The following is a 24942-nucleotide window of genomic DNA, read 5'->3' on the forward strand; positions in this document are numbered from 1 at the left end:
TAGCTGTGAAATTTTTAGTAGTAGCTAGCGGGAAACCGTTAAATTATACGAGTTGGGTTTATTTAATTTAAATATATAAGCCAATTAGGGTGGTAACGCGGATTTTTCCGTCCCTTGTTTATAAGGGGCGGTTTTTTTATGTAGAAAAATATATGTTAGAAAGAGAAAGGAGATTTAAAATGCAAGAAAAACTTAAAGAAATTCAAGCTTTAGCATTATCAGAAATCGAAAAAGCTACATCTTCAGCAGAAGTTGAAGAAATAAGAGTAAAATATCTTGGAAAAAAGGGTGAGCTTACAACTATACTTAGAGGTATGAAAGATGTTTCACCAGAAGAAAGACCATTAGTAGGTAAAATGGTAAATGAGGTAAAAGCAGTTTTAGAAGAAAAATTAGAAGCTGTGGCTAAAGAAATAAAAGGAAAAGAAAAAAATGAAAAATTAGCAAATGAAGTTATAGATATATCACTTCCAGGAAAAAAAGCTAGATTAGGAAAAAGACATCCTTTAGACTTAACACTTGAAAATATGAAAAATATATTTGTTTCTATGGGATTCACTATTGAAGAAGGACCAGAAATAGAGCTTGATAGATATAATTTTGAAGCATTAAATATACCAAAAAATCATCCAGCAAGAAGTGAACAAGATACATTTTATATAAATGATAATCTTGTATTAAGAACTCAAACTTCACCAGTTCAAGTAAGAACAATGGAAAAACAAAGTCTTCCTATAAAAATGATATCTCCAGGAAAAGTTTATAGATCAGATGATGTAGATGCTACACATTCACCTATTTTTTATCAAATGGAAGGGCTAGTAATTGATAAAGGTGTTACTTTTGCAGATTTAAAAGGAACTCTTGAATTATTTGCTAAAAAAATGTTTGGAGAAAAAGTTAAAACTAAGTTTAGACCACATCATTTCCCATTTACAGAACCATCAGCAGAAATGGATGCAACTTGTTTTGTTTGTAATGGAGAAGGATGTAAAGTTTGTAAAGGCAGTGGTTGGATTGAAATCTTAGGATGTGGAATGGTTCATCCTGAAGTTTTAAGAAACTGTGGAATAGATCCAGAAGTATATTCAGGTTTTGCTTTTGGATTTGGAGTAGATAGAATGGTTATGCTTAAATATGGAATAGATGATATAAGACTATTATATGAAAGTGATATGAGATTCTTAGATCAATTCTAATAGTTATAATAGGAGGGAAAGAAATGAAAGTACCATATAGTTGGTTAAAAGATTATGCAGATATAAATGTAGATGCTAAAGAACTTGGTGATTTATTAACATTATCAGGATCAGCACTAGAAGGAATAATAGTTCAAGGTGATAAAATAAATAGAGTTGTAGTTTGTCAATTTAAAGAAATTGAAAAGCATCCAGAAGCTGAAAGATTAAGTATATGTCAAGTTGATATAGGAGAAGAAGAACTTTTACAAATTGTTACAGCAGCAACAAATATGAAAGTTGGAGACAAAGTTCCTGTAGCACTTCATAAATCAACTCTTGCTGATGGAACAGAAATAAAAAAAGGAAAGCTTAGAGGAGTAGTTTCAAATGGAATGTTCTGCTCAGAAGCTGAACTTGGTTTAAAGGGAGAAGATGAAGTAGATGGACTTATGATTCTTCCAGAAGATGCGCCAATAGGAAAAGAAATAAAAGAATATTTAGGGCTTAAAAAAGAAACTTTAGATTTTGATATAACTTCAAATAGACCAGATTGTTTAAGTATGATAGGAATGGCTAGAGAAACAGCAGCTACTCTTAGAACTAGTTATAAAATGCCTAATCTTGAATACAAGGTTACAGGAACAGAAAATATAAATGATTTCTTAAAAGTGTCAGTTAAAGATTCTCTTTGTAGAAGATACATGGCTAGAATGGTTAAAAATATAAAAATAGAACAGTCTCCTAAATGGATTCAAGATAGATTATTAGAAGCAGGTGTAAGACCTATAAATAATATTGTTGATATAACAAACTTTGTTATGCTTGAAACTGGTGAACCTATGCATGCTTTTGATAGAAGATGGATAAAATCAGGAGAAATAGTTGTAGAGAAAGCTAATAACGGAGATAAATTTACAACTTTAGACGAAGTAGAAAGAGAATTAGATGACACTACATTATGTATAAAAGATGGAGAAGAAATAATTGCTCTTGCTGGTATTATGGGTGGATTAAACTCAGAAGTAAAACCTGATACTACTGAAATAGTATTTGAATGTGCTAACTTTGATGGAACTAATATAAGAGTTAATTCAAAAAAATTAGGAATAAGAACAGAAAGTTCTACAAGATTTGAAAAAGATATAGATCCAAATTTAGCGAAGTTAGCTTTAGATAGAGCTTGTGCATTAATTTGTGAATTAGGTGCAGGTGAAATAGTAGAAGGAACTATTGATATATATAATGAAGTTAAAGAAGAAAAAACTATAACAGTTGATTATAAATGGATAAATAAATTCTTAGGAACAGATATATTAAAAGAAGAAATGAAAGAATGTTTAGATCTTTTAGATGAAAAAACAGTTATAGATGGCGATAACTTAGTTATAACTATTCCAACATTTAGAATAGATTTAAATATAAAAGAAGATATAGCAGAAGAAGTTGCTAGAATTTATGGATATAATAATGTAAAAGGAACTATATTTAAAGTTCAAACTGAAAGAGAACCTAAATATAGAAATGAGTTATTAAATGAAAAAACTATTCAAATAATGACAAGTAGTGGATTAAATCAAAGTATAAGTTATTCATTTATATCACCAAAAGCTTTTGATAAAATTTGTCTTGCTGAAGATGATGTAAAAAGAAAAGTAGTTAAAATCAAAAATCCATTAGGAGAAGATTATAGTGTAATGAGAACTACAACTATAGCTTCAATTGTAGAATCTTTAGCTAGAAATTATACTAGAAATAATAGTGAAGCATTCCTTTTCGAAATAGGAAAAGTTTATATTCCAACAGAAGATCCAGAAGAATTACCTGTTGAAAAAAATATTTTAACAATAGGTATGTACGGAGATATAGACTACTTAAATATAAAAGGAGTAGTTGAAAATCTTATTGATGGACTTGGAGTAAAAGGAGTTAAATTCTTAAGAGAAAGTGAAAATAATAGTTTCCATCCTGGAAAAACTGCTAAATTAATAGTTGGAAGAAAAATTGAAGCAGGAGTATTTGGAGAAATACATCCAGATGTAAATGAAAACTTTGGAATTGACACACCTTGTTATGTCGCTGAATTAGATTTAGATGCAATATATGATAACTCAGTTTTAGATAAAAAATATTCTCCACTTCCAAAATTCCCAGCTGTAACAAGAGACATAGCTCTTTTAGTAGAAGATGATATTTTAGTTCAAGATATTGAAGATACAATAAGAAAAGCTGGTGGAAACATAGTTGAAAAAGTAGAGTTATTTGATATTTATAAAGGAGAACAAATTCCAGAAGGTAAAAAGAGTATTGCTTATGCAATAGCATATAGAGATCCACAAAAAACATTAAAAGATAAAGATGTAAATAAAGTTCATGATAAAATATTAAGAGCTCTTGAGCATAAATTAGGGGCAGCTTTAAGATAAAAATATATTTTTAGCCAATCTTCTTTAGAAGATTGGCTTTTTTACTTATTTTTTAGATTAAAATTTACTTAACATAATTGTTAAAAGGTCAAATATACAATATAATTAAAGAGAATAAATTAATTTTGAGGTGTATCAGGTATGAAAAAGATAACTGTTAATATAAATGGTGTAGATTATAATTTAAAAGGTAAAGAGAATGAAGAATATTTAAGAGATATAGCAGCTTATGTTGATGAAAAAATAAAAGAGATTTTAGCTAAGAATCCAGTTCTTAGTACTTCACAAGCATCAGTTTTAGCTTGTGTAAATATGGCAGATGAATTAAATAAATTAGATTATAAAATAGAAGAATTCACAAAAGAAAATAAAGGATTAACAAGTGAGAAAACTACTCTTTTTAAATCAATAGAAGAGTTAAAAGAGAATATAGATAGATTAAAAGAAGAAAATGAAAAATTAAATGAGACAAAAGATAATCAATTATTAGGCTTAAAAAAGGATAGAGAAGAGCTTTTAAATAAAAATAATAGCATTCAAAATAAATTAAATAATATTTTAAATGAAAAAAATACATTAGAAAATACATTAAAACTTAAAGGAAAAGAAATAGAAGATTTAAAAGCAAATAAAAAGGCTTTAGAAGAAGATAAGAGAAATTTAAACAATAATTTAAATAAGCTAAAAGAAAATGAAAATAAACTTATAAAAGAAAGAGATGAAAAGAATTTAAGAATATCTAATTTAAATTCCTCTTTAAATAAAAAAGATGAAGATTTAAGAAATAAAGAAAAATTAATAAATCTTAAAGACAAAGAAATAAATGAATCTAAAATAAGAGAAGAACGTTTAAAAAAGGAAAGTTTAGAATTTAAAAAATTAAAAGAAGATGAAATATTAAAATTAAAAGAAGCAAAAGAAACTGAATTAAGAAATCTTAAAGCTATAAAAGATAATGAAATTAAAACTGTTAAAATTTCAAAAGAAAATGAGATTAAAAATATAAAAGAAGAGAATAATAAAACTATTCAAAATATCAAAAATGAAAATAGTAAGAATTTAGAGAATTTAGCAAGAGAGTATAATGAAAAATTAAATAATAAAAATGCAGAGTTATCTAAAAAAGAAAAAGAGTTAAAAGATCTTTTAAATAAGTTTAATTCTATGGAAAAGATGTATAAAAATGAAATATTAGAATTAAATAATAAAAATAAAAACTTAAAAGATACTTTAGACCAAAAAGATTATAAAATAAATGTATTAGATAAAGAATTATTAGAAAGTAGAAAAGAAATACAAAACTTAGAAAATGAAATAGAAGTTTTAAATAATTCTAAAGCATCTCTTAAAGATGAAATGGACATGCTTAAAGAAAATAGAGATGAATTAAAAGAAGAAATAAAAATTTCTAATGGCTATATAAAAGAGTGTGAAGAAAATATAGAGAAACTTAAAGTCCAGGTAAAAGCTTTAGATTATGAAATTGATGAAACAAATAAAAAATATGAAAAAACTATAAATAAGTTAAATGAAGAAAAGAAGTTAAATTTAAATCTTAGTGATAAAATAAATTCCTTAGAAGTAGAGTTAGAGAGAGAATTAAATGATAAAAATGAAAAAATCAAAAGTATAGAAGAGGAAATAGAAAAGAAAAATTCAGAAATTGAAATAAATATAAAAGAAATAGAAGAGCTTAAGAAAGAAACAGAAAAATTAAAGAAAGATAGAAATAATATATTTGAAGCTGGAAAAGCAACTAGACTTAAACTTCAAAGCTATAAATATAAAACTATAGATTTAGAAAATAAATTAAAAGAAAAAAATATAGAACTTGCAGTTGAAAAAAGTAAAAATCAACCTGTTTTATTAAAGAAAAAATAAAATTGCTGGGTTTTAGCCCAGTATTTTATTTTGCTTTTAATTATGATAAAATTAAAAGAATTAAGGATGAATGTAGATATAAACTAGGAGAGATAAAGAAATATGAAAAAGGTAGAAATTTTAGCGCCAGCAGGAAGTATGGAAAGTTTGTATGCTGCAATAAATAATGGAGCAGATGCTATATATTTAGGAGGAGATAAGTTTTCAGCAAGAGCTTATGCCTCAAACTTTGATAATGAAAAAATGAAATTAGCAGTAGATTATGCTCATAGTTATGGCGTTTTTGTATATGTAACAATGAATACACTTCTAAAAGAAGAAGAATTAAAAAAAGCAATAAAATATGTAGGATATCTTTATGAAATAGGAGTAGATGCTTTAATTATTCAAGATTTAGGGCTTTATGAGCTTATACGTGAAAGATATAAGGACTTTGAAATACATGCATCAACTCAAATGAGTATTCATAATGGAGAAGGAGCTATTTATTTTAAGGATAAAGGCTTTCATAGAATAGTTTTATCAAGAGAGCTTTCTATGGATGAAATAAAGCATATTTCAACAGATTTAAAAATAGAAACTGAAATGTTTGTTCATGGTGCTTTATGTGTATCTTATTCAGGTCAGTGTCTTATGAGTTCTATGATTGGTGGAAGAAGTGGGAACAGAGGAAGATGTGCACAACCTTGTAGAATGGAATATGTTTTAAAAGGTGATAAAAGCCCAGAAGAGAAAAGTGGATATCTTTTATCTCCAAAGGATATATGCACTTTAGAAGATGTTAAAGGAATAATAAATAGTGGTACATATTCATTAAAAATAGAAGGAAGAATGAAAAGACCAGAATATGTAGCTGGGGTTGTAAGAAATTATAGAAAAGCAGTTGATAAAGAACTTAAAAAAGTAGAATATGACCTTCAAAAAGGAAAGAGTGAGTTATTACAACTATTTAATAGAGGTGGTTTTTCAAAGGCTTATTTAAATAAAAATGTTGGAAGAGATATGATGAGTTTTTCTTTCCCTAGAAATACAGGAATATTTATAGGAAAGATAGATAAAAATGGTGAAATAATTCTTGAAGAGGATATTCAACTTGGAGATGGAATGAGAGTTTCAGATGGTGGATTCTCATTAAGTAAGATACTTCTTAATAATGAAGAGGTTAAAGAAGCTAAAAAAGGAGATAAGGTTAAACTTTTCCCAACACAATATAAAAAAGGTGATCAAATCTATAGAATGTCTAATAAAACATTAACAGATGATTTAAGCCAAACTGTGAAACCTTATTATAAAAAATTACCTTTAGAAGTTGAAGTTTATTTTAAAGCTTTAGATAATATTAAAATAAAAACTATATTTAATGGAACTGAATATGAAGTTTCAGGAGAAGAGATACAAATTCCTTCAAAAAGTCCATTAGATATGGAAAGAATAGAAAAAGCATTATGTAAATCAGGAGAATATCCTTATAAAATTGAAAAAGTTATATTTAAAGAATTTAATGATGGATTCATGAGAATTGGAGAATTAAATGAATTAAGAAGAGAGTTATTACAAAAGATAGTAAAAGGTGAATGTTCAAAATATAGAAGAAGAAGATATAATATAGAAGAAGTTAGAAATGTAATACCTAAAGCTATAGATATCAAAACTTTAGTTAGAGTAGCTAAGATAGATCAATTAGAAGCAGTTAAAGATAGAGTGGAAAACATAGCTGTTGATGTATTTAATAGAAATAGAGATAGCTTAAGATTAGAAAATATAAAAGAATTAAGCAAAGAAAAAAATGTTTATTTAGCTTTACCAAGCATAGTTAAAAGTGAATTTGATCTTGTAGTAAAAAAAATAGAGGAATATAAACCTTATATAAAAGGTATTTTAACTGCTAACTTAGGAATTATAAATCTTTATAAAGATCAATTAGAAATTATAGGAGATTATAAGATGAATATCTTTAACTCAAAATCACTTAAATTTTATTCAGAAGATATAAATCTTATAACTATAAGTGAAGAGTTAAATAGAAAAGAAATTAAAGAAGTCTTAAAAGGAAAGAAAGCTAAGACTGCATATATGATTTATGGTAAAAGTGAGCTTATGATAAGTGAATATTGCCCTATTGGAAGTACATTTGGTGGTAAAAGTTCAAAATGTGAATGTTCAAGACCATGTGAAAAAGAAAATTATAGATTAATAGATAGAATGAATGAGTCCTTTAATGTAAAAACTGATATATTCTGTAGAAGTCATATATTAAATAATCTTCCATTAAATTTAATAGCTGAAAAAGAAGATATTAAATCTCTTGGAATTGACTGTTTAAGATTAGATTTTACAGACGAAAGCTTTGAAGAAGTAAATTGTATTTTAGATCAATTAGAAGGAAAAAGAGAAGTTATTTCAGAAAACTACACTAAAGGGCATTATAGAAGAGGTGTAGAATAATAAATGAATAGCAAAGCTAGTAGAGTTTTAGAATTTAATAAAGTTTTAGAAGAATTAAAAAAATATTCTAAAACAGTTGGTGGTAGAAGACTTATAGAAAATTTGAAACCATATAAGACTGAATATGAAGCTTTAAGTGTTTTAAATGAAACAAAGGAAGCTTTAGAAATTATAACTTCAAAAGGAGCACCTCCTTTTGAAGGATTACATGATGTGCGCGAGAGCATTTTAAGAGCAAGTAAAGGTGGGGTATTAACTCCAGGTGAACTTATGCATATTGGTGGAATGCTTAGATGTGCTAGAAATTTTAAAGACTATGTATATAGAAAAGAAGAAGAAAAATCTTATGAAAAAATAGAAGATTTAGTTTCTATTTTAAAACCTATTGCAAATTTAGAAAAAGGAATAGAAAATGCTATTATAGGTGAAGATGAGATAAGTGATAAAGCATCAACAACACTTTATAAAATAAGAAGAGAATTAAAAGAAAGAAATTATTCAGTAAGAGATAAAATAAATTATTTTGTAAAGAAAACATCTGAATATCTTCAAGATAGCCTTTATACTATGAGAGGTGACAGATATGTTCTTCCTGTAAGAGCAGAGTTTAAAAGCAAAGTTCCTGGTATAGTTCATGATCAAAGTTCAACAGGAGCAACTGTTTTTATTGAGCCTATGGAAATTGTTAATTTAAATAATGAAATTAAAGAATTAACATTAAAAGAAAAAGCTGAAATAAATAAAATACTAACTAATCTTTCTAATGAAGTAGGTTTAAATAAAGGAATTTGTAATACAAACAATAAAATTTTAGGAATTTTAGATTTTATTTTTGCAAGAGGTGCTTATTCTTCTGATATAGATGGAACTATGCCTAAAATAAATAAAGATAGAAGTTTTAATCTTATTTCTGCAAGACATCCACTTATAGATAAAAAAGAAGTTGTAGCTTCTGATATTTATCTTCAAAAAGGAATAAATGCATTAATGATAACTGGTCCAAATACTGGAGGAAAAACAGTTACTCTTAAGACTATAGGATTACTTCATATAATGGCATTAAGTGGATTATTAATTCCTGTAATGGAAGGATCATCAATAGGAATGTTTGATGAAATATTTGCTGATATAGGAGATGAGCAAAGTATTGAGCAATCTTTATCTACCTTCTCATCACATATGACTAATATAGTAAAAATATTAGAAGAAGCAAGTGAAGGAGCATTAGTTCTTTTTGATGAATTAGGAGCAGGAACAGACCCAGTAGAAGGTGCAGCATTAGCTGTTGGAATTGTAGAAGAATTAAAGGCTAGAAGAGTTAAGATAGCTCTTACAACACATTATAGTGAATTAAAAGGATATGCATTAGAAACAGAAGATGTTCAAAATGCTTCAGTAGAGTTTGATGTTAAAACATTAAAACCTACATATAGACTTATTATAGGAATTCCAGGTAAATCAAATGCATTTGAAATATCTAGAAGATTAGGATTAGAAGAAAGAATAATAGATAAAGCAAAACAATTTGTATCAGAAGATAATATGAAATTTGAAGAACTTATAAGCGAACTTCAAGAAAAAAGTATAAAAGCTCAAAAAGATGCAAGAGATGCTGAATATATGAGAAATGAAGCTGCTTTATTAAAGAAAAAATATGAAGAAAAGTTAAAGAGAGTAGAAGTTGTAAGAGATAAAACTTATGATGAAGCTAGAGTTAAAGCAAAAGAAATAATAAGAGAAGCAAAAGAAGAAGCAGATGAAATTCTTAAAGCTATGCGTGAATTAGAGAAGATGGGAATTTCAGGTGGTGGTCGTAACAGACTAGAAGAAGAAAGAAAAAAATTAAAAGATAGCTTAGAAAAGAAAGAAAAAGGTATAAATAAGAAGGAAGAAGAAAAAGGGGAAAAAGTAAAAGACTTTAAATTAGGAATGGAAGTATATCTTCCATCATTAAATCAAAATGTTATTCTTTTATCACAGCCTGATAGCAAAGGGGAAGTTCAAGTTGAAGCAGGTATAATGAAAATATCTGTTAAAGCAAAAGACTTAAGAATGATTGAAGGTAAAAAAGTGAAAAAAGAAAAGAAAAAGAGAGAATTAAAATTAAACATTGCTTCGGTAGAAACTAGTGTTGATTTAAGAGGATTAGATTCAGAAGAAGCTTGTTATAAAGCTGATAAGTATTTAGATGATGCATATAGAGGAAATTTAGGCGAAGTAACAATAGTTCATGGTAAAGGAACTGGAGTATTAAGAAAAGCTATAAATGACATGCTAAAAAGACATCCTCATGTTAAAGAATATAGATTAGGAGTTTATGGAGAAGGTGGAGATGGAGTTACTGTTGTAACTTTAAAATAACTAAATATGAATTGAATAGAATAAGTAGATATTTAAAAAGAGACTACTTATTTTTAAGCCGTATTCCTTTATTTAAAGAGGAGTACGGTTTTTTATTGATTAATAGAAATTTATTAATAATTTTCTATTAAAGTATATTTTTTATTTAATTTAGAAGAAAGCTATTCAAATACACACCTAGTTGCTCCAGCAAATATATATTTAGAAAAAGTACTATATGGTTAAGAAAGATTTAGATAAGATTTATTTAGTTGATAGGAAAATTAAAATATTAGAAGTTATATAAAATATTATAAAAAGGGTATATTTAAAAATTATTATATGATAAATTATCTAAAATGATTTAAATATAAATTATATAGATTGCGCTTAAAATAATGATTATAAATTAAAAGAAAATAGTGAATATGTATTTATTTTTTTAATAAAAAATATTTTATTAAGTGAATTTTATGCAGTTTTTTCAATTGTGCATTTAATTAAATTTATTTTAATGGATACAGATATTGTTTTTTTACAAATATAAATGTAAAAAAAAATAAAAAAATGAAAAAAAACTTTATTTTTTGTAACACCTAAACTATAATATTAATGTCTTTTAAAATTTGGGAAATGAAAGTGAGCGATATACAAAATGACAAATAATGATTCATACATACTAGTAATGGGAGCTTCAATAGTTGATATTTTAGGATTTTGTAGAAATAAATATACAGAAAAAGATTCTATCCCAGGAAATATAAAAATTTCTTTAGGTGGTGTATGCAGAAATATAGCAGAAAATCTTGCAAGAGTAGGAGTTAATACAAAATTTATTTCCATTATTGGAGATGATGAAAATGGAAGAAGTATTTTAGAAAATTCTAAATTAATAGGATATGATATGAAAGATTCACTTCTTTTAGACAATGGATGTACACCTACATATATGGCTATACTAGATGAAACTGGAGAAATGATTTCAGCAATAGTTGATATGGAAAGTTTAGGAGCTATGGATAGAGATTTTATAGATTCTAAAGGTGAAAAAATAAAAAATGCAGAATATACAATTTTAGATGCTGATGATGCAGAATTATTAGAATATATTTTAACTACATATAAAGGAAAAACTAAATTTGTATTAGATCCTGTTTCAGCAGTTAAAGCAGAAAAATTACCACATTTAGTTAAGTATTTTCATACAGTAAAGCCTAACAGATATGAAGCTGAAATTCTTTGTGGATTTAAGATAAAAGATGATGAAGACTTAAAAAAAGCAGGAAGATATTTTTTAGATCAAGGAGTAACTAATGTTTTTATAAGTCTTGATGCAGATGGAATTTATTATCTTAATGCTAAAGAAGAAGGAAAGATAAAAGCTATAGATGTTCAAGTAAAGAATACTACAGGAGCTGGAGATTCTTTTGTAGCTGGTCTTGGATATGGTTATATGAAAGGATTATCCATAAAAGAAACAGTAAAATATGCAATAGCAATGTCAATCGTTACTATTTCTCATGAGGATACAATTAATCCAAAGATGTGTGAAGATTATGTAGATTATTACTTAGAAAAAATAGTTTGGGAAGAAACAGAACTATAAAAGAGAGCCACAAATTTAAGTGGCTCTCTTTTTATGTTAAAATATATATTATTACAAAAATTTATAAAATGAGGAGAAAAGTTTATGATTTTAATAAGTGCTTGTTTATGTGGAGTAAATTGCAAATATAATGGATCTAATAACTATAACGAAAAAATAAAAGAAATATTAGAAGAATATGAATATATGCTTGTATGTCCAGAACAATTGGGTGGATTAACAACTCCTAGAAAACCAGCTGAAATAATAAAAGATAAAGTTATAGATAATGAAGGAAAAGATGTAACCATTAATTTTGAAAAAGGAGCATTAGAAACTTTAAAAATAGCACAATTAACAAATACAAAATATGCTTTGTTAAAAGAAGGAAGTCCATCTTGTGGAAGTAATTTTATATATGATGGAAACTTTAATGGAACAAAAATATTAGGAGAAGGATTAACGGCAAAACTTCTTAAGAAAAATGGAATTAAAATTTTTTCAGAAAATGAAATTGAAGATTTAAAAGATAAAATTAAATAATATAAATTAACTTTTTAAATTTTATTGAATAAAAAATTCTAGTTAGAGGAATAATTAAAAAGAGTTTTTAAAAGATAAAATTTAAGGAGGCTTTTAATAGTGAGCGGATTAAATATTGAGAAAAGAGATAATAGTATAATAAATAGTGGGAAAAAATGTAGACATAAAGGTAAAGTTCCAGGAGTATTTTATGGAAAAGAAATTGGAAATTTTATGTTTGAGGTTTCAGAATTAGAGTTAAATAGAGAAGTCTCAAATATAGGAGAGCATGGAGTTTTAAATTTTAGTTTAGATAATGAAGAAAAGAAAGCACTTATAAAGGAAGTACAAAGAGATCCAGTAACTCATAAAATAATCCATATTGACCTTGGAGAAATTAAAAACCAAGGTGAAATAGAAACTGAAGTACCAATACAGTATATTGGAGAAAAAAGACTTATTGGTAAAGGTGTAGTTCTTCAAAAAGAAAAAGACTCAGTAAAAATATCATGTAAAGTTGATAATGTACCAAAGAATATTAAAATAGATATTTCTAAAGGAATATCTGGTTCTGTATATAGATATTCAGATTTAGAAGTAGGAAATGAAATTTCAATTATTGAAAACATAGATTCTGTAATTGCTTCAATAAGTAACGAAAAGAAAACAGTATCTCAAATTAATGAACTTGATGTAGTTAACTATTCAGATAAATAGAAAAGATGGAAATTTAGGAGGCTCAAATTATATGAGTCTCCTAAATTTATTTTAAAAAAATTGAAAAATTAGTAATTAATAAAATGATTGTATTAATTTAGATATATAGTATAATGAAGAATGTAAGAATTATAGGAGGTCTAAAAATGGATTATAGAGAAAAATATAATGAGTGGTTAAATTCAAATATAATTTCTGAAGAAATAAAATTAGAATTGAGAAAAATTACAGATGAAAAAGAAATAGAAGATAGATTTTATAAAGATTTAGAATTTGGAACAGGGGGATTAAGAGGGGTTATTGGTGCAGGAACTAATAGAATGAATATTTATACTGTATCACAAGCAACACAAGGTTTTGCAGATTATTTAAATGAAAATTTTGAAAATCCTTCAGTTTCAATAGCATATGATTCAAGAAATATGTCAAAAGAGTTTGCAAAAGCTACTGCATTAACGCTTGCAGGAAATAATGTAAAAGTATATTTATATGAAACTTTACAACCAACTCCTGTTTTATCATATACAGTTAGACATTTAGATTGTAAAGGTGGAGTTGTTATAACAGCATCTCACAATCCAAAAGAATACAATGGTTATAAAGTATATGATGAATTTGGTGGTCAAGTAACTGATAAAAAAGCAAATAAAATAATAAATTGTGTAAATAACGTAAAAGACTTTAGTAATATAAAAACTATGGATGAAAAAGAAGCTATAGATAAAGGATTATTAGTTTATATAGGAGAAGATGTTTTAAAAACATATATAGATAAAGTAAAAGCTTTAACAATCAGAAATGAGTTGGTAGAATCAAAAGCAAAAGACTTAAAAATAATATATACTCCTATACATGGTAGTGGAAATATTCCTGTAAGAAGAGTATTATCAGAGTTAGGATATGAAAATCTTATTGTAGTTAAAGAACAGGAAAAACCAAATGGAAGCTTCCCAACAGCACCATATCCAAATCCAGAGGATCCAAAAGTATTTGAAATTGCTTTAAATATGGCTAAGGAAGAAAATCCAGATATAATATTTGGAACTGACCCAGATTGCGATAGAATAGGTGTAGTTGTAAAAGAAGCTTCAGGAGATTATAAAGTTTTAACTGGAAATCAAACAGGCCTTTTATTAACTGATTATGTTTTAAGTAGTTTAAAAGAAACTGGAAAGCTTCCTTTAAATGGTCTTGTTATAAAAACAATTGTTACTACAGAAGGAGCTAGAGAAATAGCAAACCATTATGGAGTAGAAATAATGGATGTTTTAACAGGATTCAAATATATAGGTGAAAAGATAAGAGAATATAATGAAACTGGGGAAAAGAAATATTTATTTGGCTTTGAAGAAAGTTATGGATACTTAGCAGGGGACTTCGTTCGTGATAAAGATGCTGTAATTGCTAGTATGTTAATAGCAGAAATGACTCTTTATTATAAAGAAAAAGGATTAAGTCTTGCAGAAGCTTTAAATAATCTTTATAATAAATTTGGATTCTTTAAAGAAGAGCTAGTATCAATAGAATTAAAAGGAAAAGAAGGTCAAGAGCAGATAGCTTCATGTATAGATAATTTAAGAGTTAAAGATATAAAGAATATATCTGAAAATAAAATAGATCTTAAGTTAGATTATAAGCTAAGCAAAGAAGAAAATTTCAAATTAGGTGAAGAGAAAGTAATTGATTTACCTAAATCAAATGTCCTTAAATTTATACTTGAAGATGGTTCATCATTTGTTGTAAGACCTTCAGGTACAGAGCCAAAAATGAAAGTATATCTTGCTGTTAAAGGTAAAGATAATGAAAATTCAGAAATAAAAATGAAATCTTTTAAAGAAAATGTAATGGCTCTAATAAACGAAAACTTAAAATAATTTAATATATTGCTGCTATCTTTTAGAGATAGTAGCATAATTTTTATGAGGTGAAATAATGGATTACAGAAGTGTTTTTAAAGAAAAATTAGGAAAACTTCTTTTTTTAGAAGTAGAAAAAGAAGGGTTTAAAAAAATGGTTAAGATACCAGAATACATACAATTTGAAAAAGAAGATTTATTTTTACCTATATCATCTGAATATTTAACTGAAAATATAGGAGATAAAGTAAAAATAAATAATCTTCCAATATATTATATAATAGAAGGAATTTTATTAACTTTAGGTGCAGATAAAGAAATAGGTTTTAGAAATGATTATATAAAGCTTATGATGCAAATACCAGAAGCAGAGGAATGTGGTAAATCTTTAGTTGCTAAAAAAGTAAATGAAGATAAATTAGTAGATGCTTATCTTATTTTAAAAGGTTTATTAACTTCATTTGAAGAAGAAGAATATATGAAAAAATTACTTCTTATAGGTGTGTCTATAAGAGAAGAAAATAAAGATTTTGAAGACATATTATTAGAAGATATAGAATATGCTAAGAAAAATTTTGAAAAATTAAAAGAGCCATACCTTTATAAAAGTATAATTTATAGAGATTTAGGAGATTACCAAGGTGCTAGAGTAGAAGTAAATGAATATTTAATTAGAGGTGGAGAACAAACACCTGAAATTGAAATGTTAATGAGAGATATAGAAAATATAACTTCATATGAAGAAGCAATAGAACTTTTAGAGAAAGATACTGAAAAGGCAATAGGGATATTTCTTGATTTAGTTGAAAAATTTGATACAAATCCACTTATATATTATTATCTAGGAGTTGGATATAGAAAAATAGGAAAACATGAAAAAGCAATTGAATATCTTCTTGAAAGTTTAAGAATAGATAGCGGTATCTTAGAAGTTGTAAATGAAATAGGAATAAATTATGCGTGTTTAGGAGCTTATGAAGAAGCAGAAAAGTATTTAAGAAAAGCTTTTGAAGCTTCAAGAGAAGTTGAAATATGTACAAATTTAATAATGTGTTATATAAACTTAGGAAGATTAGAAGATGCTAAAGCTCATTTAGAAATAGCAGAAAAATTAGATAAAGATGATGAAATAGTAATAAAAATAAGAAAGTTTTTAGATAAAAAATAATATTAAATATACTATTAATAGGTATATGTATAATAGTCATGTATATTTAAATAAATTTAGAGAATTATATAATAATGAATAAAAAATAAACTCTGCAATAAATTTTGCAGAGTTTTATTTTAAATATTGTCTTTCTTTAATATAAGGCTAATGATATAATATAAAAAAATAAATTGAGGTGTATGCATGATATTTAAAGATTATAAAATAGAAGAGTTTATAAATGATTTAGCATCAGATTCTCCAGCACCAGGTGGAGGGAGTACGGCTGCTTTAGTTGGAGCTTTATCAGGGGCATTAAATTCAATGGTATATTCATTAACTGTTGGGAAAAAATCTTTTGAAAAATTAGATGAAAATAAAAAAGAGGAATTATTATTATTCAAAACAGAATCAGAAAATTTTATAAAAAGATCAATTGAACTTATGGAAGAGGATAGAAAAGCTTTTAGTGAATTAATGAATGGTTATAAAATACCTAAAGAAAAAGAAGATAGGGAAGAAAAAATACAAAAATTAACTATAGGAGCTCTTATGGCACCATTAAAAATGTCAAGAGAAGCTTTAAAGTTTTATGAAAACATAAAGTTTGGAGTAACATATGGAAATAAAATGCTAGTTTCAGATGGAGGCGTTTCTGCAATATTACTTCATTCAACAATAGAAAGTTCAATATTAAATGTTATGGTAAATTTAAAATATATAAATGATTTAAATTTAAAAAAAGAAATAGAAGAAGAAATTGAAAATGCTATGAAAATTTCATTAGAAAAAAAGAATGAAATAATGAAATTAGTTTATAGTTCTGTAAAATAAAAATGTTCAGCAAAAATTTTGCTGAACATTTTTTTTAAGGTAAATCATTTAAAGTTTTAAAAGTATATCCTTCATTTTGAAGAGTAGTTAACACATCTTTTAGAATTTTAACGTTAGTATCAGAAACAGCATGTAAAAGCATTATACATCCTGGATGAACAGAAGATAAAATTTTCTTTTTACCTTCTTCTGGACTAGGCTGAGAATCTACAAGCCAATCTCTATAAGCAAAGCTCCAAAAAATACTTTTATAACCTAATTCTTTAGTTTTAATAAGAGAATCTTTAGAGTATTTTCCCATTGGTGGTCTAAAGAATTTAGGGATTTCTTTGCCTGTAACATCTCTATATGCATCTTCTACATCTTTAAACTCTTTATTGAAAGCTTCATTTGTTAAAGTTGGCATTGATAAGTGCTTAGAAGAGTGATTACCAACAATATGACCTTCATCTACCATTCTTTTAATTAGATTAGGATATGAAGTTATATAAGGTTTAACAACGAAAAAAGTAGATTTTACATTAGTTTCTTTTAAAATATCTAGTATTTTTTCAGTATTACCATTTTCATATCCTTCATCAAAAGTTAGAAAGATTTCTTTTTTTGAAGTATCACCTAAAAAATATGAATCGGTTTCTGATAAAAATGAAGCTGATTCTTTTGGAGCCTCTGGAGTAGTGTTTTTACCTCTAGAAACAAAATACCAACTATATTCACTATTAGATTGAGAAAAAACTTTTGTAAAAGGTATCATTAGAATAGAAATTATTAATACTAATCCTATCAAAAAAATTTTTTTATGTCTCATAAAAAAACCTCCTTTCAAAATTAGTATGGAAAAAATAATTGATAAATAAACATGGAAAATTTTATTTTAAAATAAAGTTTATGTACTTTGTTGAAATAAAAGGGGTAGTAGAGTATAATTTATAAGTATAGTTTAAAAAAGAAAGGAATGTACATAGATGAAGTTAGGAATCGTTGGTTTACCTAATGTAGGTAAGAGTACTTTATTTAATGCAATAACAAAAGCAGGAGCAGAATCAGCTAACTATCCATTCTGTACTATAGAGCCAAATGTAGGGGTTGTAAGTGTTCCAGATAAAAGATTAGATGTATTAGAAAAAATGTATAATACAAAAAAGAAAGTTTATACTGCAATAGAGTTTTATGATATAGCTGGATTAGTAAAAGGAGCTTCAAAAGGAGAAGGTCTTGGAAATAAATTTTTATCTCATATAAGAGAAGTTGCATCTATAGTTCATGTTGTAAGATGTTTTGATGATGGAAATGTTGTTCACGTAGAAGGATCAGTAGACCCAATTAGAGATATTGAAACAATAAGTTTAGAACTTATATTTGCAGACATTGATGTTCTTGAAAGAAGAATGGAAAAAGGAGCTAAACTTGCAAGATCAGGAGATAAAAATGCAAAAATAGAATATGCATTAATGGAAAGATTAAAAGCTCACTTAGAAGAGAATAAACCTGCAAGAACTTTAGAAGTTACAGAAGATGAAGAAAAAATTATAAAAAGCTTTATGTTAATAACTTCAAAACCAGTTCTATATGCATGTAATATATCAGAAGATGATATGATGAGCGGAAATTTAGAAAATGAATATGTTAAGAAAGTTAAAGAATTTGCAGCTAATGAAAATTCAGGTACAGTTGTAGTAAGTGCAAAACTTGAAGAAGAATTATCAGGTCTTGAAGATGAAGAGAAAATGGAAATGCTAAGCGAATATGGATTAGAAGAATCAGGATTAGATAAATTAATTCAAGCTAGCTACAAATTATTAGGACTTATAAGTTATTTAACAGCTGGAGTTCAAGAAGTTAGAGCTTGGACAATAAAAGAAGGAACTAAAGCTCCACAAGCTGCTGGAAAAATTCACTCAGATATTGAAAGAGGATTTATAAGAGCAGAAGTTGTAGCATATGATGATTTAATAGAATGTGGATCAGAAGCAGCTGCTAAAGAAGCAGGTAAGTTCAGATTAGAAGGAAAAGAATATGTTATGAAAGATGGAGATGTAGTAAACTTCAGATTTAACGTATAAAAAAAGGATGCAATAAGCATCCTTTTTTTATTGGCGGGAATATGTAGGAATTGAACCTACCCATGATGGTATTAGCACCACAACTCGGTTTTGAAGACCGGTAAGCCCACCAGGACTTATCTATTCCCATAACTATTTAAATTTTACATAACAAAAAAATAAAAGTCAAACTTGTTCAGAAAAAATTAACAAAAAAAGAGGAAATGGAGACTTTTGGTAGAATAAATAAATTAAGTGGTTAAAAGTGGTTGGATGTGGTTAAAAATAGTTGAAACTATACTAAAATCACGATAAAGTATAAAAGGAGAAAAATATGTTTATAGGAGAGTACAATCATGCCTTAGATAGTAAAAATAGAATGATAATTCCTTCAAAGTTAAGAGAAGAATTAAATGGCAAGTTTGTTATAACTAAAGGGTTAGATGGTTGTCTTTATGTATATCCTATAAATGAATGGACCAAACTAGAAGAAAAATTAAAAACATTACCCTTAACAGATAAAAATGCTAGAGCTTTTGTAAGATTCTTTTTTTCAGGAGCATGTGAAATAGAAATGGATAAACAGGGAAGAGCTTTAATTCCACAAAATCTAAAAGAATATGCTAAAATAGAAAAAGAAATAGTAAGTATAGGAGTACTAACTAGAATCGAAATATGGAGCAAAGAAAGTTGGATTGAATATAATGATTCTAATATAGATTTTGATTCAATAGCAGAAAGTATGAGTAGTCTAGGGATTTAAAAGGAGACAAAAGAATGGAATTTAAACATGTATCAGTTCTTTTAGATGAATGTATAGAAGGATTGAATATAAAAGAAAATGGAATTTATGTAGATTGTACATTAGGTGGAGCAGGACATTCATCAGAAATAATAAAAAGATTATCAAAAAATGGAACTCTTATAGGAATAGATCAAGATAAAGATGCTTTAAAAGCTGCAGGGGAAAGATTAAAAGACTATGAAAATAAAAAATTAGTACATAGTAATTTCTATAGAATAGGGTCTGTTATAGAAGAATTAGAACTAGAAGGTGTGGATGGAATTCTTATGGATTTAGGTGTTTCATCATATCAACTAGATAATGCAGAAAGAGGATTTAGTTATATGCAAGATGCACCTCTAGATATGAGAATGAATAGAGATGATGATTTTTCAGCATATGATATAGTAAATGGATATTCAGAAGAAGAACTATGGAAAATAATAAGAGATTATGGAGAAGATAAATTTGCAAAAAGGATTGCAAATTTTATTGTTACAGCAAGAGCTGAAAAGCCTATAGAAACTACACTAGAGTTAGTTGAAATAATAAAAAATGCAATTCCAGCAAAAGCGAGACGTGAAGGACCACATCCTGCTAAAAGAACTTTCCAAGCAATAAGGATTGAAGTAAATGGAGAACTTAAAATTTTAAATAAAGCTATTGAAGATGGAGTTAAAAAATTAAATAAAGGTGGAAGAATGTGTATTATAACATTCCATTCATTAGAAGATAGAATAGTTAAATTAAAATTTAGAGATTTAGCAGATCCATGTAAGTGTCCAAAAGAGTTTCCAATATGCGTATGTGGGAAAAAACCTACAGTTAAATTAGTAAAACGAAAAGCTATTGAGCCAAGTAAAAAAGAAGTGGAAGAAAATCCAAGAAGTAGAAGTGCAAAACTTAGAATAATAGAAAAATTGTAAAGTTTAGGTATAAAATTATTGGGGGGTTAATAAAATGGTAAAGAGAGAATTTGATTATATAAATGGGAGCACAGCTGTAAAACCTGAGAGAAAAATTCAAAGGAAAGAAAGAAATTATGAAGAGTACAGAAAAGCAAAAATTAGGAGACAAAAATTAAAAAAGCAAGAAAAATCAAAAAAATTTAGAAGCATGATACAAATAGCTATGGTAGTTTTAGTTTTAGGGTCAATAACTATTTATAGAGATGGAAAAGTTTATTCGTTAAAATCTGATTTGAAAAATGTAAATAAAGAAATCAAAATTTTAGATGCTGAGAATGAAGCTATTAGAGTAGATTTACTTAAGAATTCTTCTCTAAAGAATATTGAAAATAACGCGAAAAATAAAATTAAAATGTTAGAAAATTCAGAGGCAAAAAAGATAGAGATTGATTTAAGCACTAATCATTTAGGAGATTTAATGAACAATAAGTAAAAGGTTTTGAGTAATTAAACGGGGGAATTGGGTTTGAAAAAAAGAAAATTTGTTGATAGGGCATTAACATATAAGAGAATGCGTTTATTTTTAATTGTATTGATTTTCATTTTTGCCTTTTTATCTGGTCGACTTGCATATATAATGGTAATTCAACATGAAAAACTTTCAGCAGGAGCTGAAGAACAATGGACAAGTGAAGTTAAAATAGATGCTAGAAGAGGTAGAATATTAGACAGGAATGGAAGAGAACTTGCAGTTTCAGCAAATGTATATAGAGTAGATTTTGATTTGAATTCAATAAGAAAGTATATTGAAAGTAAAGATACAACTTTAGAAGCAATATCAGAAAAAATATCTGAAGCTGTAGGAATAGAAAATAAAGTTGTATTAAAAAAACTTAATACAAAACTGCCAAGTGGTAAGAATGCAGGTTCTGCAACTCTTATAAGGCGTATAGAAAAAGAACCAGCAGATAAAGTAAGGGCATTAAATATAAATGGTGTTATAGTTTCACCAGATACTAAAAGATATTATCCAAATAATAATTTTGCAGCCCATGTATTAGGTTCAACTAATATTGATGGTCAAGGACTTACAGGTATAGAGCTTCAATATAATGAAGAACTTTCAGGAGTTCCAGGAATGAAAATTTCAGAAATGGATGCAACAGGAAGTGATTTACCTTATACTATATCAAAATTTACACCTCCAGTTAATGGAAGTGATGTAACATTAACTATAGATGAAAACATACAATTTTTTGCAGAAAAAGCAGCAGAAAAAGCTCTTGCTGACAATAAAGCAAAATCAGTATCAGTAACTGTTATGGATCCAAATACAGGTGAAATTTTAGCACTTACAAATAAAGATGATTTTGATCCAAATGAACCATTTAAAGGTGCAGAAAATTTTTCAGGTTCAACTGAATTTGAAAAAGTTCAAAAAATGTGGAGAAATAAAGTTGTTAATGATACTTTTGAACCAGGATCAATCTTTAAAGTAATTACATCTGCAGCTGCAATGGAAGAAGGGTTAGTTAAAGAAACAGATACTTTTGTTTGTAATGGAAGCTTGAAATATGGTAATAGAGCTATAAAATGTTGGAAAAGAGGTGGACATGGTACTTTAACATTCCCAGAAATAATTCAAAATTCATGTAATGTAGGATTTATGGAACTTGGAAAAAGAATAGGAAAAGAAAAGTTATATGAATATATTAAAAAATTTGGACTTGGACAAGTAAGTGGAGTAGATTTACCTGGAGAAGCAAAAGGAATAGTTAAGCATCCAAAGAATATGTCAGAAACTGATTTAGCAACTATATCTTTTGGACAAACAAATACAGTAAATCCTATTCAATTCTTAACTGCTATAAATGCAGTTGCAAATGGAGGAAAACTTATACAACCACATGTAATGAAAGAAATAAATAGAGACAGTTCAGAAGGTGTTGTTGTAAATGTTGATACATTTAAACCTAAAACGAAACAAATAATCAGTGAAGCAGTTACAACTGAATTAAGAAAACATATGGAAAGAGTTGTACTTTATGGTTCAGCTAAAAATGCCGCAGTAGAAGGATATACAATTGCAGGAAAAACAGGAACAGCGCAAAAAGTTATAGATGGAAAATATGCTCCTCAAAAATATATATCATCTTTTATAGGAATGGCACCAGTTGACAATCCAAAAGTAACAGTTATGATAACAATTGATGAACCAAGTAATGGACAATATTATGCTGGAGTAGTTACAAGTCCAGTTGCAAAAGGATTATTTACGGATATTTTTAATTATATGGAAAATAGTTTTTCTAAAGAAAATAATTCTGCTATAATAAAGGATGTTATAATTCCTGAAATTAGAGAAAAAAGTTTAGAGGAAGCAAAAACTATATTAAAAAAAGAAAAAATAGATTATAATATAGAAGGAAATGGAGACACTGTAGTAGGAGTTAGTCCATATCCAGGATATGCTGTAAAGGAAGGTACTAAAATAAATATCTATACAGAAGAAAATAACACAAAGAAAAATGCTGTTGTTATGCCTAATGTAGTTGGATATACAAAAGAATCAGCAAGTGAAATCCTAAGCAAGCTTGGAATAAGTTATAATTTTAAAGGTGAAGGAACAGTTTCAAAGCAAAGTATACCAAGTGGTGAGTTAATTAATAAAGGAACCACCGTGGATTTAACTTTAAATTCTTAATAAAGTAGTTTATTATAGCATGTAGGAAATTCTTACATGCTATTTTTAATAATAAATATGTAATCTTATCAATCTTAGATGCATAAAATTTTAAGAGGAGTTGATTTTAGTGGAACTAAAGAAGCTTTTAGAAGGCTTACACTATGAGATAATAAAAGGGAAAAATGACGGGGAAGTAAAAAATGTAAACTATGATAGTAGAAAGGTTTTACAAGGGGATCTTTTTGTATGTATAAAAGGATTTACAAGCGATGGTCATAAATTTGCATCTAAGGCAATAGAAAATGGAGCTAAATATATAGTTTGTGAAGAAATAGTTGAATGTAATGATGATATTACATTAATAAAAGTTGAAGATAGTAGAAAAGCTTTAGCAGTAATTGGATCAAACTTTTATGAAAATCCAAAAGATAAACTAAAGATAATAGGCGTTACAGGAACAAATGGTAAAACAACAACTGCATTTATGATAAAAAGTATATTAGAAAATGCAGGGAAAAAAGTTGGACTTATAGGAACAATTGCTAATTATATTGGAGATGAAAAATTAGACACAGAAAGAACTACACCAGAATCATTAGAATTACATGAATTATTTTCAAAAATGGTTAAAGAAAATGTTGAGTTTTGTGTTATGGAAATATCATCACATTCTTTAGAGTTAGATAGAGTTTATGGAATTAGATTTCAAAGTGGATTATTTACAAATTTAACAAGAGATCATTTAGATTTTCATAAGACTTTTGAAAATTACTATAAAGCAAAATTTAAGCTATTTCCAAGAAGTGAACAATCTATAATAAATATAGATACAGATTGGGGAAAAAGAGTAGTTGAAGATTTAGAAGCTTTAGACATAAAAAATTATAAAACATATTCTCTTAAAGAAGGTAATATTATAGCTAAAGATATAGTAGAACATGGTATGGATACTAAATTTACTGTAGATTTAGATGGAGAAAAAGAAGAAATGTTACTTCCTATACCAGGAAACTATAATATATATAATGCACTAGGGGCTATTTTAGCATGTAAAAATGCTGGTTTAAAATTAAGAGAGATAAAAGAAGGATTAAAAGATGTATCAGTTCCAGGAAGATGTGAAAGGGTTATGAAAAATATAAATCTTCCTTATGAAATTTTAATTGATTATGCTCATACTCCAGATGGCCTTTTAAACATACTTGAAACTTGTAGAGAGTTTACAAAAGGAAGACTTATATCAGTATTTGGTTGTGGTGGAGATAGAGATAAATTAAAAAGACCAGAAATGGGTGATATAGGTACAAGATTATCAGATATAGCAATAATAACATCAGATAATCCAAGAACTGAAGATGAAGAATCTATAATTGAAGATATAATTAAAGGGGTTAAAGAAGGAGAATATATAAAAATAACTAATAGACGTGAAGCAATTAAAAAAGCTTTAGAGATAGCTAAAAAGGATGATGTTATTTTAATAGCTGGTAAAGGACATGAAACTTACCAAATACTTAAAACAGGAAAAATACATTTTGATGAAAGAGAAGTTATAGAAGAAATATTAAAGAAAAACTAGAGGTGTTTA

General features: G+C 26.9%; 18 protein-coding genes, 1 tRNA gene and 1 other annotated feature (1 of these 20 running past the window's edge). Of the genes, 17 read left to right on the forward strand and 2 right to left on the reverse strand.

Annotated elements, in window-relative coordinates; genetic code table 11:
- Positions 1 to 118 (forward strand) — a binding site (T-box leader); it begins 108 nt to the left of the window's first position.
- A gap of 61 nt (positions 119 to 179) precedes the next feature.
- From pheS to HMPREF1092_RS05680, 11 genes are all read left to right on the forward strand, one after another.
- Positions 180 to 1199 carry a phenylalanine--tRNA ligase subunit alpha gene (gene pheS / locus HMPREF1092_RS05630; RefSeq protein ID WP_002597665.1) on the forward strand — a complete coding sequence of 340 codons (1020 nt, stop codon included), beginning with the start codon at positions 180 to 182 and terminating at the stop codon, positions 1197 to 1199.
- Positions 1200 to 1222: 23 nt separating this feature from the next.
- Positions 1223 to 3604, forward strand: a complete 2382-nt coding sequence (gene pheT / locus HMPREF1092_RS05635) for a phenylalanine--tRNA ligase subunit beta (protein ID WP_002597666.1) — start codon at positions 1223 to 1225, stop codon at positions 3602 to 3604.
- A gap of 141 nt (positions 3605 to 3745) precedes the next feature.
- Positions 3746 to 5485: a cell division protein ZapA gene (gene zapA / locus HMPREF1092_RS05640; protein ID WP_002597667.1), complete on the forward strand. Its 1740-nt coding sequence runs from the start codon at positions 3746 to 3748 to the stop codon at positions 5483 to 5485.
- A gap of 102 nt (positions 5486 to 5587) precedes the next feature.
- On the forward strand, positions 5588 to 7930 hold the full coding sequence (locus HMPREF1092_RS05645; RefSeq protein WP_002597668.1) for a U32 family peptidase: 2343 nt from the start codon (positions 5588 to 5590) through the stop codon (positions 7928 to 7930).
- Positions 7931 to 7933: 3 nt separating this feature from the next.
- A complete protein-coding gene (locus HMPREF1092_RS05650; protein WP_002597669.1) occupies positions 7934 to 10291 on the forward strand; it encodes an endonuclease MutS2 in 2358 nt (785 codons plus the stop codon).
- Between the two features lie 634 nt (positions 10292 to 10925).
- A complete protein-coding gene (locus tag HMPREF1092_RS05655; RefSeq protein WP_002597670.1) occupies positions 10926 to 11876 on the forward strand; it encodes a carbohydrate kinase family protein in 951 nt (316 codons plus the stop codon).
- An 84-nt stretch (positions 11877 to 11960) separates the two neighbouring features.
- Complete coding sequence (locus HMPREF1092_RS05660; protein WP_002597671.1) at positions 11961 to 12398, forward strand: 2-thiouracil desulfurase family protein; 438 nt, start codon at positions 11961 to 11963, stop codon at positions 12396 to 12398.
- A gap of 99 nt (positions 12399 to 12497) precedes the next feature.
- Positions 12498 to 13094 (forward strand): 50S ribosomal protein L25, encoded by a 597-nt coding sequence (locus HMPREF1092_RS05665; protein ID WP_002597672.1) that lies wholly within the window; start codon positions 12498 to 12500, stop codon positions 13092 to 13094.
- A 146-nt stretch (positions 13095 to 13240) separates the two neighbouring features.
- Positions 13241 to 14968 carry a phospho-sugar mutase gene (locus tag HMPREF1092_RS05670; RefSeq protein ID WP_002597673.1) on the forward strand — a complete coding sequence of 576 codons (1728 nt, stop codon included), beginning with the start codon at positions 13241 to 13243 and terminating at the stop codon, positions 14966 to 14968.
- Positions 14969 to 15026: 58 nt separating this feature from the next.
- Complete coding sequence (locus HMPREF1092_RS05675; protein WP_002597674.1) at positions 15027 to 16118, forward strand: tetratricopeptide repeat protein; 1092 nt, start codon at positions 15027 to 15029, stop codon at positions 16116 to 16118.
- A gap of 186 nt (positions 16119 to 16304) precedes the next feature.
- Positions 16305 to 16934 carry a cyclodeaminase/cyclohydrolase family protein gene (locus HMPREF1092_RS05680; RefSeq protein ID WP_002597675.1) on the forward strand — a complete coding sequence of 210 codons (630 nt, stop codon included), beginning with the start codon at positions 16305 to 16307 and terminating at the stop codon, positions 16932 to 16934.
- Between the two features lie 34 nt (positions 16935 to 16968).
- On the opposite strand, the gene pdaA is transcribed toward HMPREF1092_RS05680, so the two are convergent.
- Positions 16969 to 17742, reverse strand: a complete 774-nt coding sequence (gene pdaA, locus HMPREF1092_RS05685) for a delta-lactam-biosynthetic de-N-acetylase (RefSeq protein ID WP_002597676.1) — start codon at positions 17740 to 17742, stop codon at positions 16969 to 16971.
- A gap of 157 nt (positions 17743 to 17899) precedes the next feature.
- Between pdaA and ychF the strand changes: the two genes are divergently transcribed.
- Positions 17900 to 18997, forward strand: a complete 1098-nt coding sequence (gene ychF / locus HMPREF1092_RS05690; protein WP_002597677.1) for a redox-regulated ATPase YchF — start codon at positions 17900 to 17902, stop codon at positions 18995 to 18997.
- A 31-nt stretch (positions 18998 to 19028) separates the two neighbouring features.
- Here ychF and HMPREF1092_RS17145 read toward each other — a convergent pair.
- Positions 19029 to 19125, reverse strand: a tRNA-Sec gene (locus HMPREF1092_RS17145).
- A 185-nt stretch (positions 19126 to 19310) separates the two neighbouring features.
- Between HMPREF1092_RS17145 and mraZ the strand changes: the two genes are divergently transcribed.
- The 5 genes from mraZ (at position 19311) to HMPREF1092_RS05715 (ending at position 24933) form a co-directional block, all read left to right on the forward strand.
- Complete coding sequence (gene mraZ / locus HMPREF1092_RS05695) at positions 19311 to 19739, forward strand: division/cell wall cluster transcriptional repressor MraZ (protein ID WP_002597678.1); 429 nt, start codon at positions 19311 to 19313, stop codon at positions 19737 to 19739.
- Between the two features lie 14 nt (positions 19740 to 19753).
- Complete coding sequence (gene rsmH, locus HMPREF1092_RS05700; RefSeq protein ID WP_002597679.1) at positions 19754 to 20686, forward strand: 16S rRNA (cytosine(1402)-N(4))-methyltransferase RsmH; 933 nt, start codon at positions 19754 to 19756, stop codon at positions 20684 to 20686.
- Between the two features lie 34 nt (positions 20687 to 20720).
- A complete protein-coding gene (locus tag HMPREF1092_RS05705; protein WP_002597680.1) occupies positions 20721 to 21161 on the forward strand; it encodes a hypothetical protein in 441 nt (146 codons plus the stop codon).
- Between the two features lie 33 nt (positions 21162 to 21194).
- Complete coding sequence (locus HMPREF1092_RS05710; RefSeq protein ID WP_002597681.1) at positions 21195 to 23372, forward strand: stage V sporulation protein D; 2178 nt, start codon at positions 21195 to 21197, stop codon at positions 23370 to 23372.
- 109 nt (positions 23373 to 23481) lie between these two features.
- Positions 23482 to 24933: a UDP-N-acetylmuramoyl-L-alanyl-D-glutamate--2,6-diaminopimelate ligase gene (locus HMPREF1092_RS05715; protein ID WP_002597682.1), complete on the forward strand. Its 1452-nt coding sequence runs from the start codon at positions 23482 to 23484 to the stop codon at positions 24931 to 24933.
- Positions 24934 to 24942: the final 9 nt, after the last annotated feature.

It is taken from the genome of Clostridium thermobutyricum (assembly GCF_000371465.1).
GTDB lineage: Bacteria > Bacillota > Clostridia > Clostridiales > Clostridiaceae > Clostridium > Clostridium thermobutyricum.

Coding starts and splice junctions, on each gene's coding strand:
- pheS (WP_002597665.1), top strand. CDS start 180: ATGCAAGAAAAACTTAAAGAAATTCAAGCTTTAGCATTATCAGAAATC.
- pheT (WP_002597666.1), top strand. CDS start 1,223: ATGAAAGTACCATATAGTTGGTTAAAAGATTATGCAGATATAAATGTA.
- zapA (WP_002597667.1), top strand. CDS start 3,746: ATGAAAAAGATAACTGTTAATATAAATGGTGTAGATTATAATTTAAAA.
- HMPREF1092_RS05645 (WP_002597668.1), top strand. CDS start 5,588: ATGAAAAAGGTAGAAATTTTAGCGCCAGCAGGAAGTATGGAAAGTTTG.
- HMPREF1092_RS05650 (WP_002597669.1), top strand. CDS start 7,934: ATGAATAGCAAAGCTAGTAGAGTTTTAGAATTTAATAAAGTTTTAGAA.
- HMPREF1092_RS05655 (WP_002597670.1), top strand. CDS start 10,926: ATGACAAATAATGATTCATACATACTAGTAATGGGAGCTTCAATAGTT.
- HMPREF1092_RS05660 (WP_002597671.1), top strand. CDS start 11,961: ATGATTTTAATAAGTGCTTGTTTATGTGGAGTAAATTGCAAATATAAT.
- HMPREF1092_RS05670 (WP_002597673.1), top strand. CDS start 13,241: ATGGATTATAGAGAAAAATATAATGAGTGGTTAAATTCAAATATAATT.
- HMPREF1092_RS05675 (WP_002597674.1), top strand. CDS start 15,027: ATGGATTACAGAAGTGTTTTTAAAGAAAAATTAGGAAAACTTCTTTTT.
- HMPREF1092_RS05680 (WP_002597675.1), top strand. CDS start 16,305: ATGATATTTAAAGATTATAAAATAGAAGAGTTTATAAATGATTTAGCA.
- pdaA (WP_002597676.1), bottom strand. CDS start 17,742: ATGAGACATAAAAAAATTTTTTTGATAGGATTAGTATTAATAATTTCT.
- ychF (WP_002597677.1), top strand. CDS start 17,900: ATGAAGTTAGGAATCGTTGGTTTACCTAATGTAGGTAAGAGTACTTTA.
- mraZ (WP_002597678.1), top strand. CDS start 19,311: ATGTTTATAGGAGAGTACAATCATGCCTTAGATAGTAAAAATAGAATG.
- rsmH (WP_002597679.1), top strand. CDS start 19,754: ATGGAATTTAAACATGTATCAGTTCTTTTAGATGAATGTATAGAAGGA.
- HMPREF1092_RS05705 (WP_002597680.1), top strand. CDS start 20,721: ATGGTAAAGAGAGAATTTGATTATATAAATGGGAGCACAGCTGTAAAA.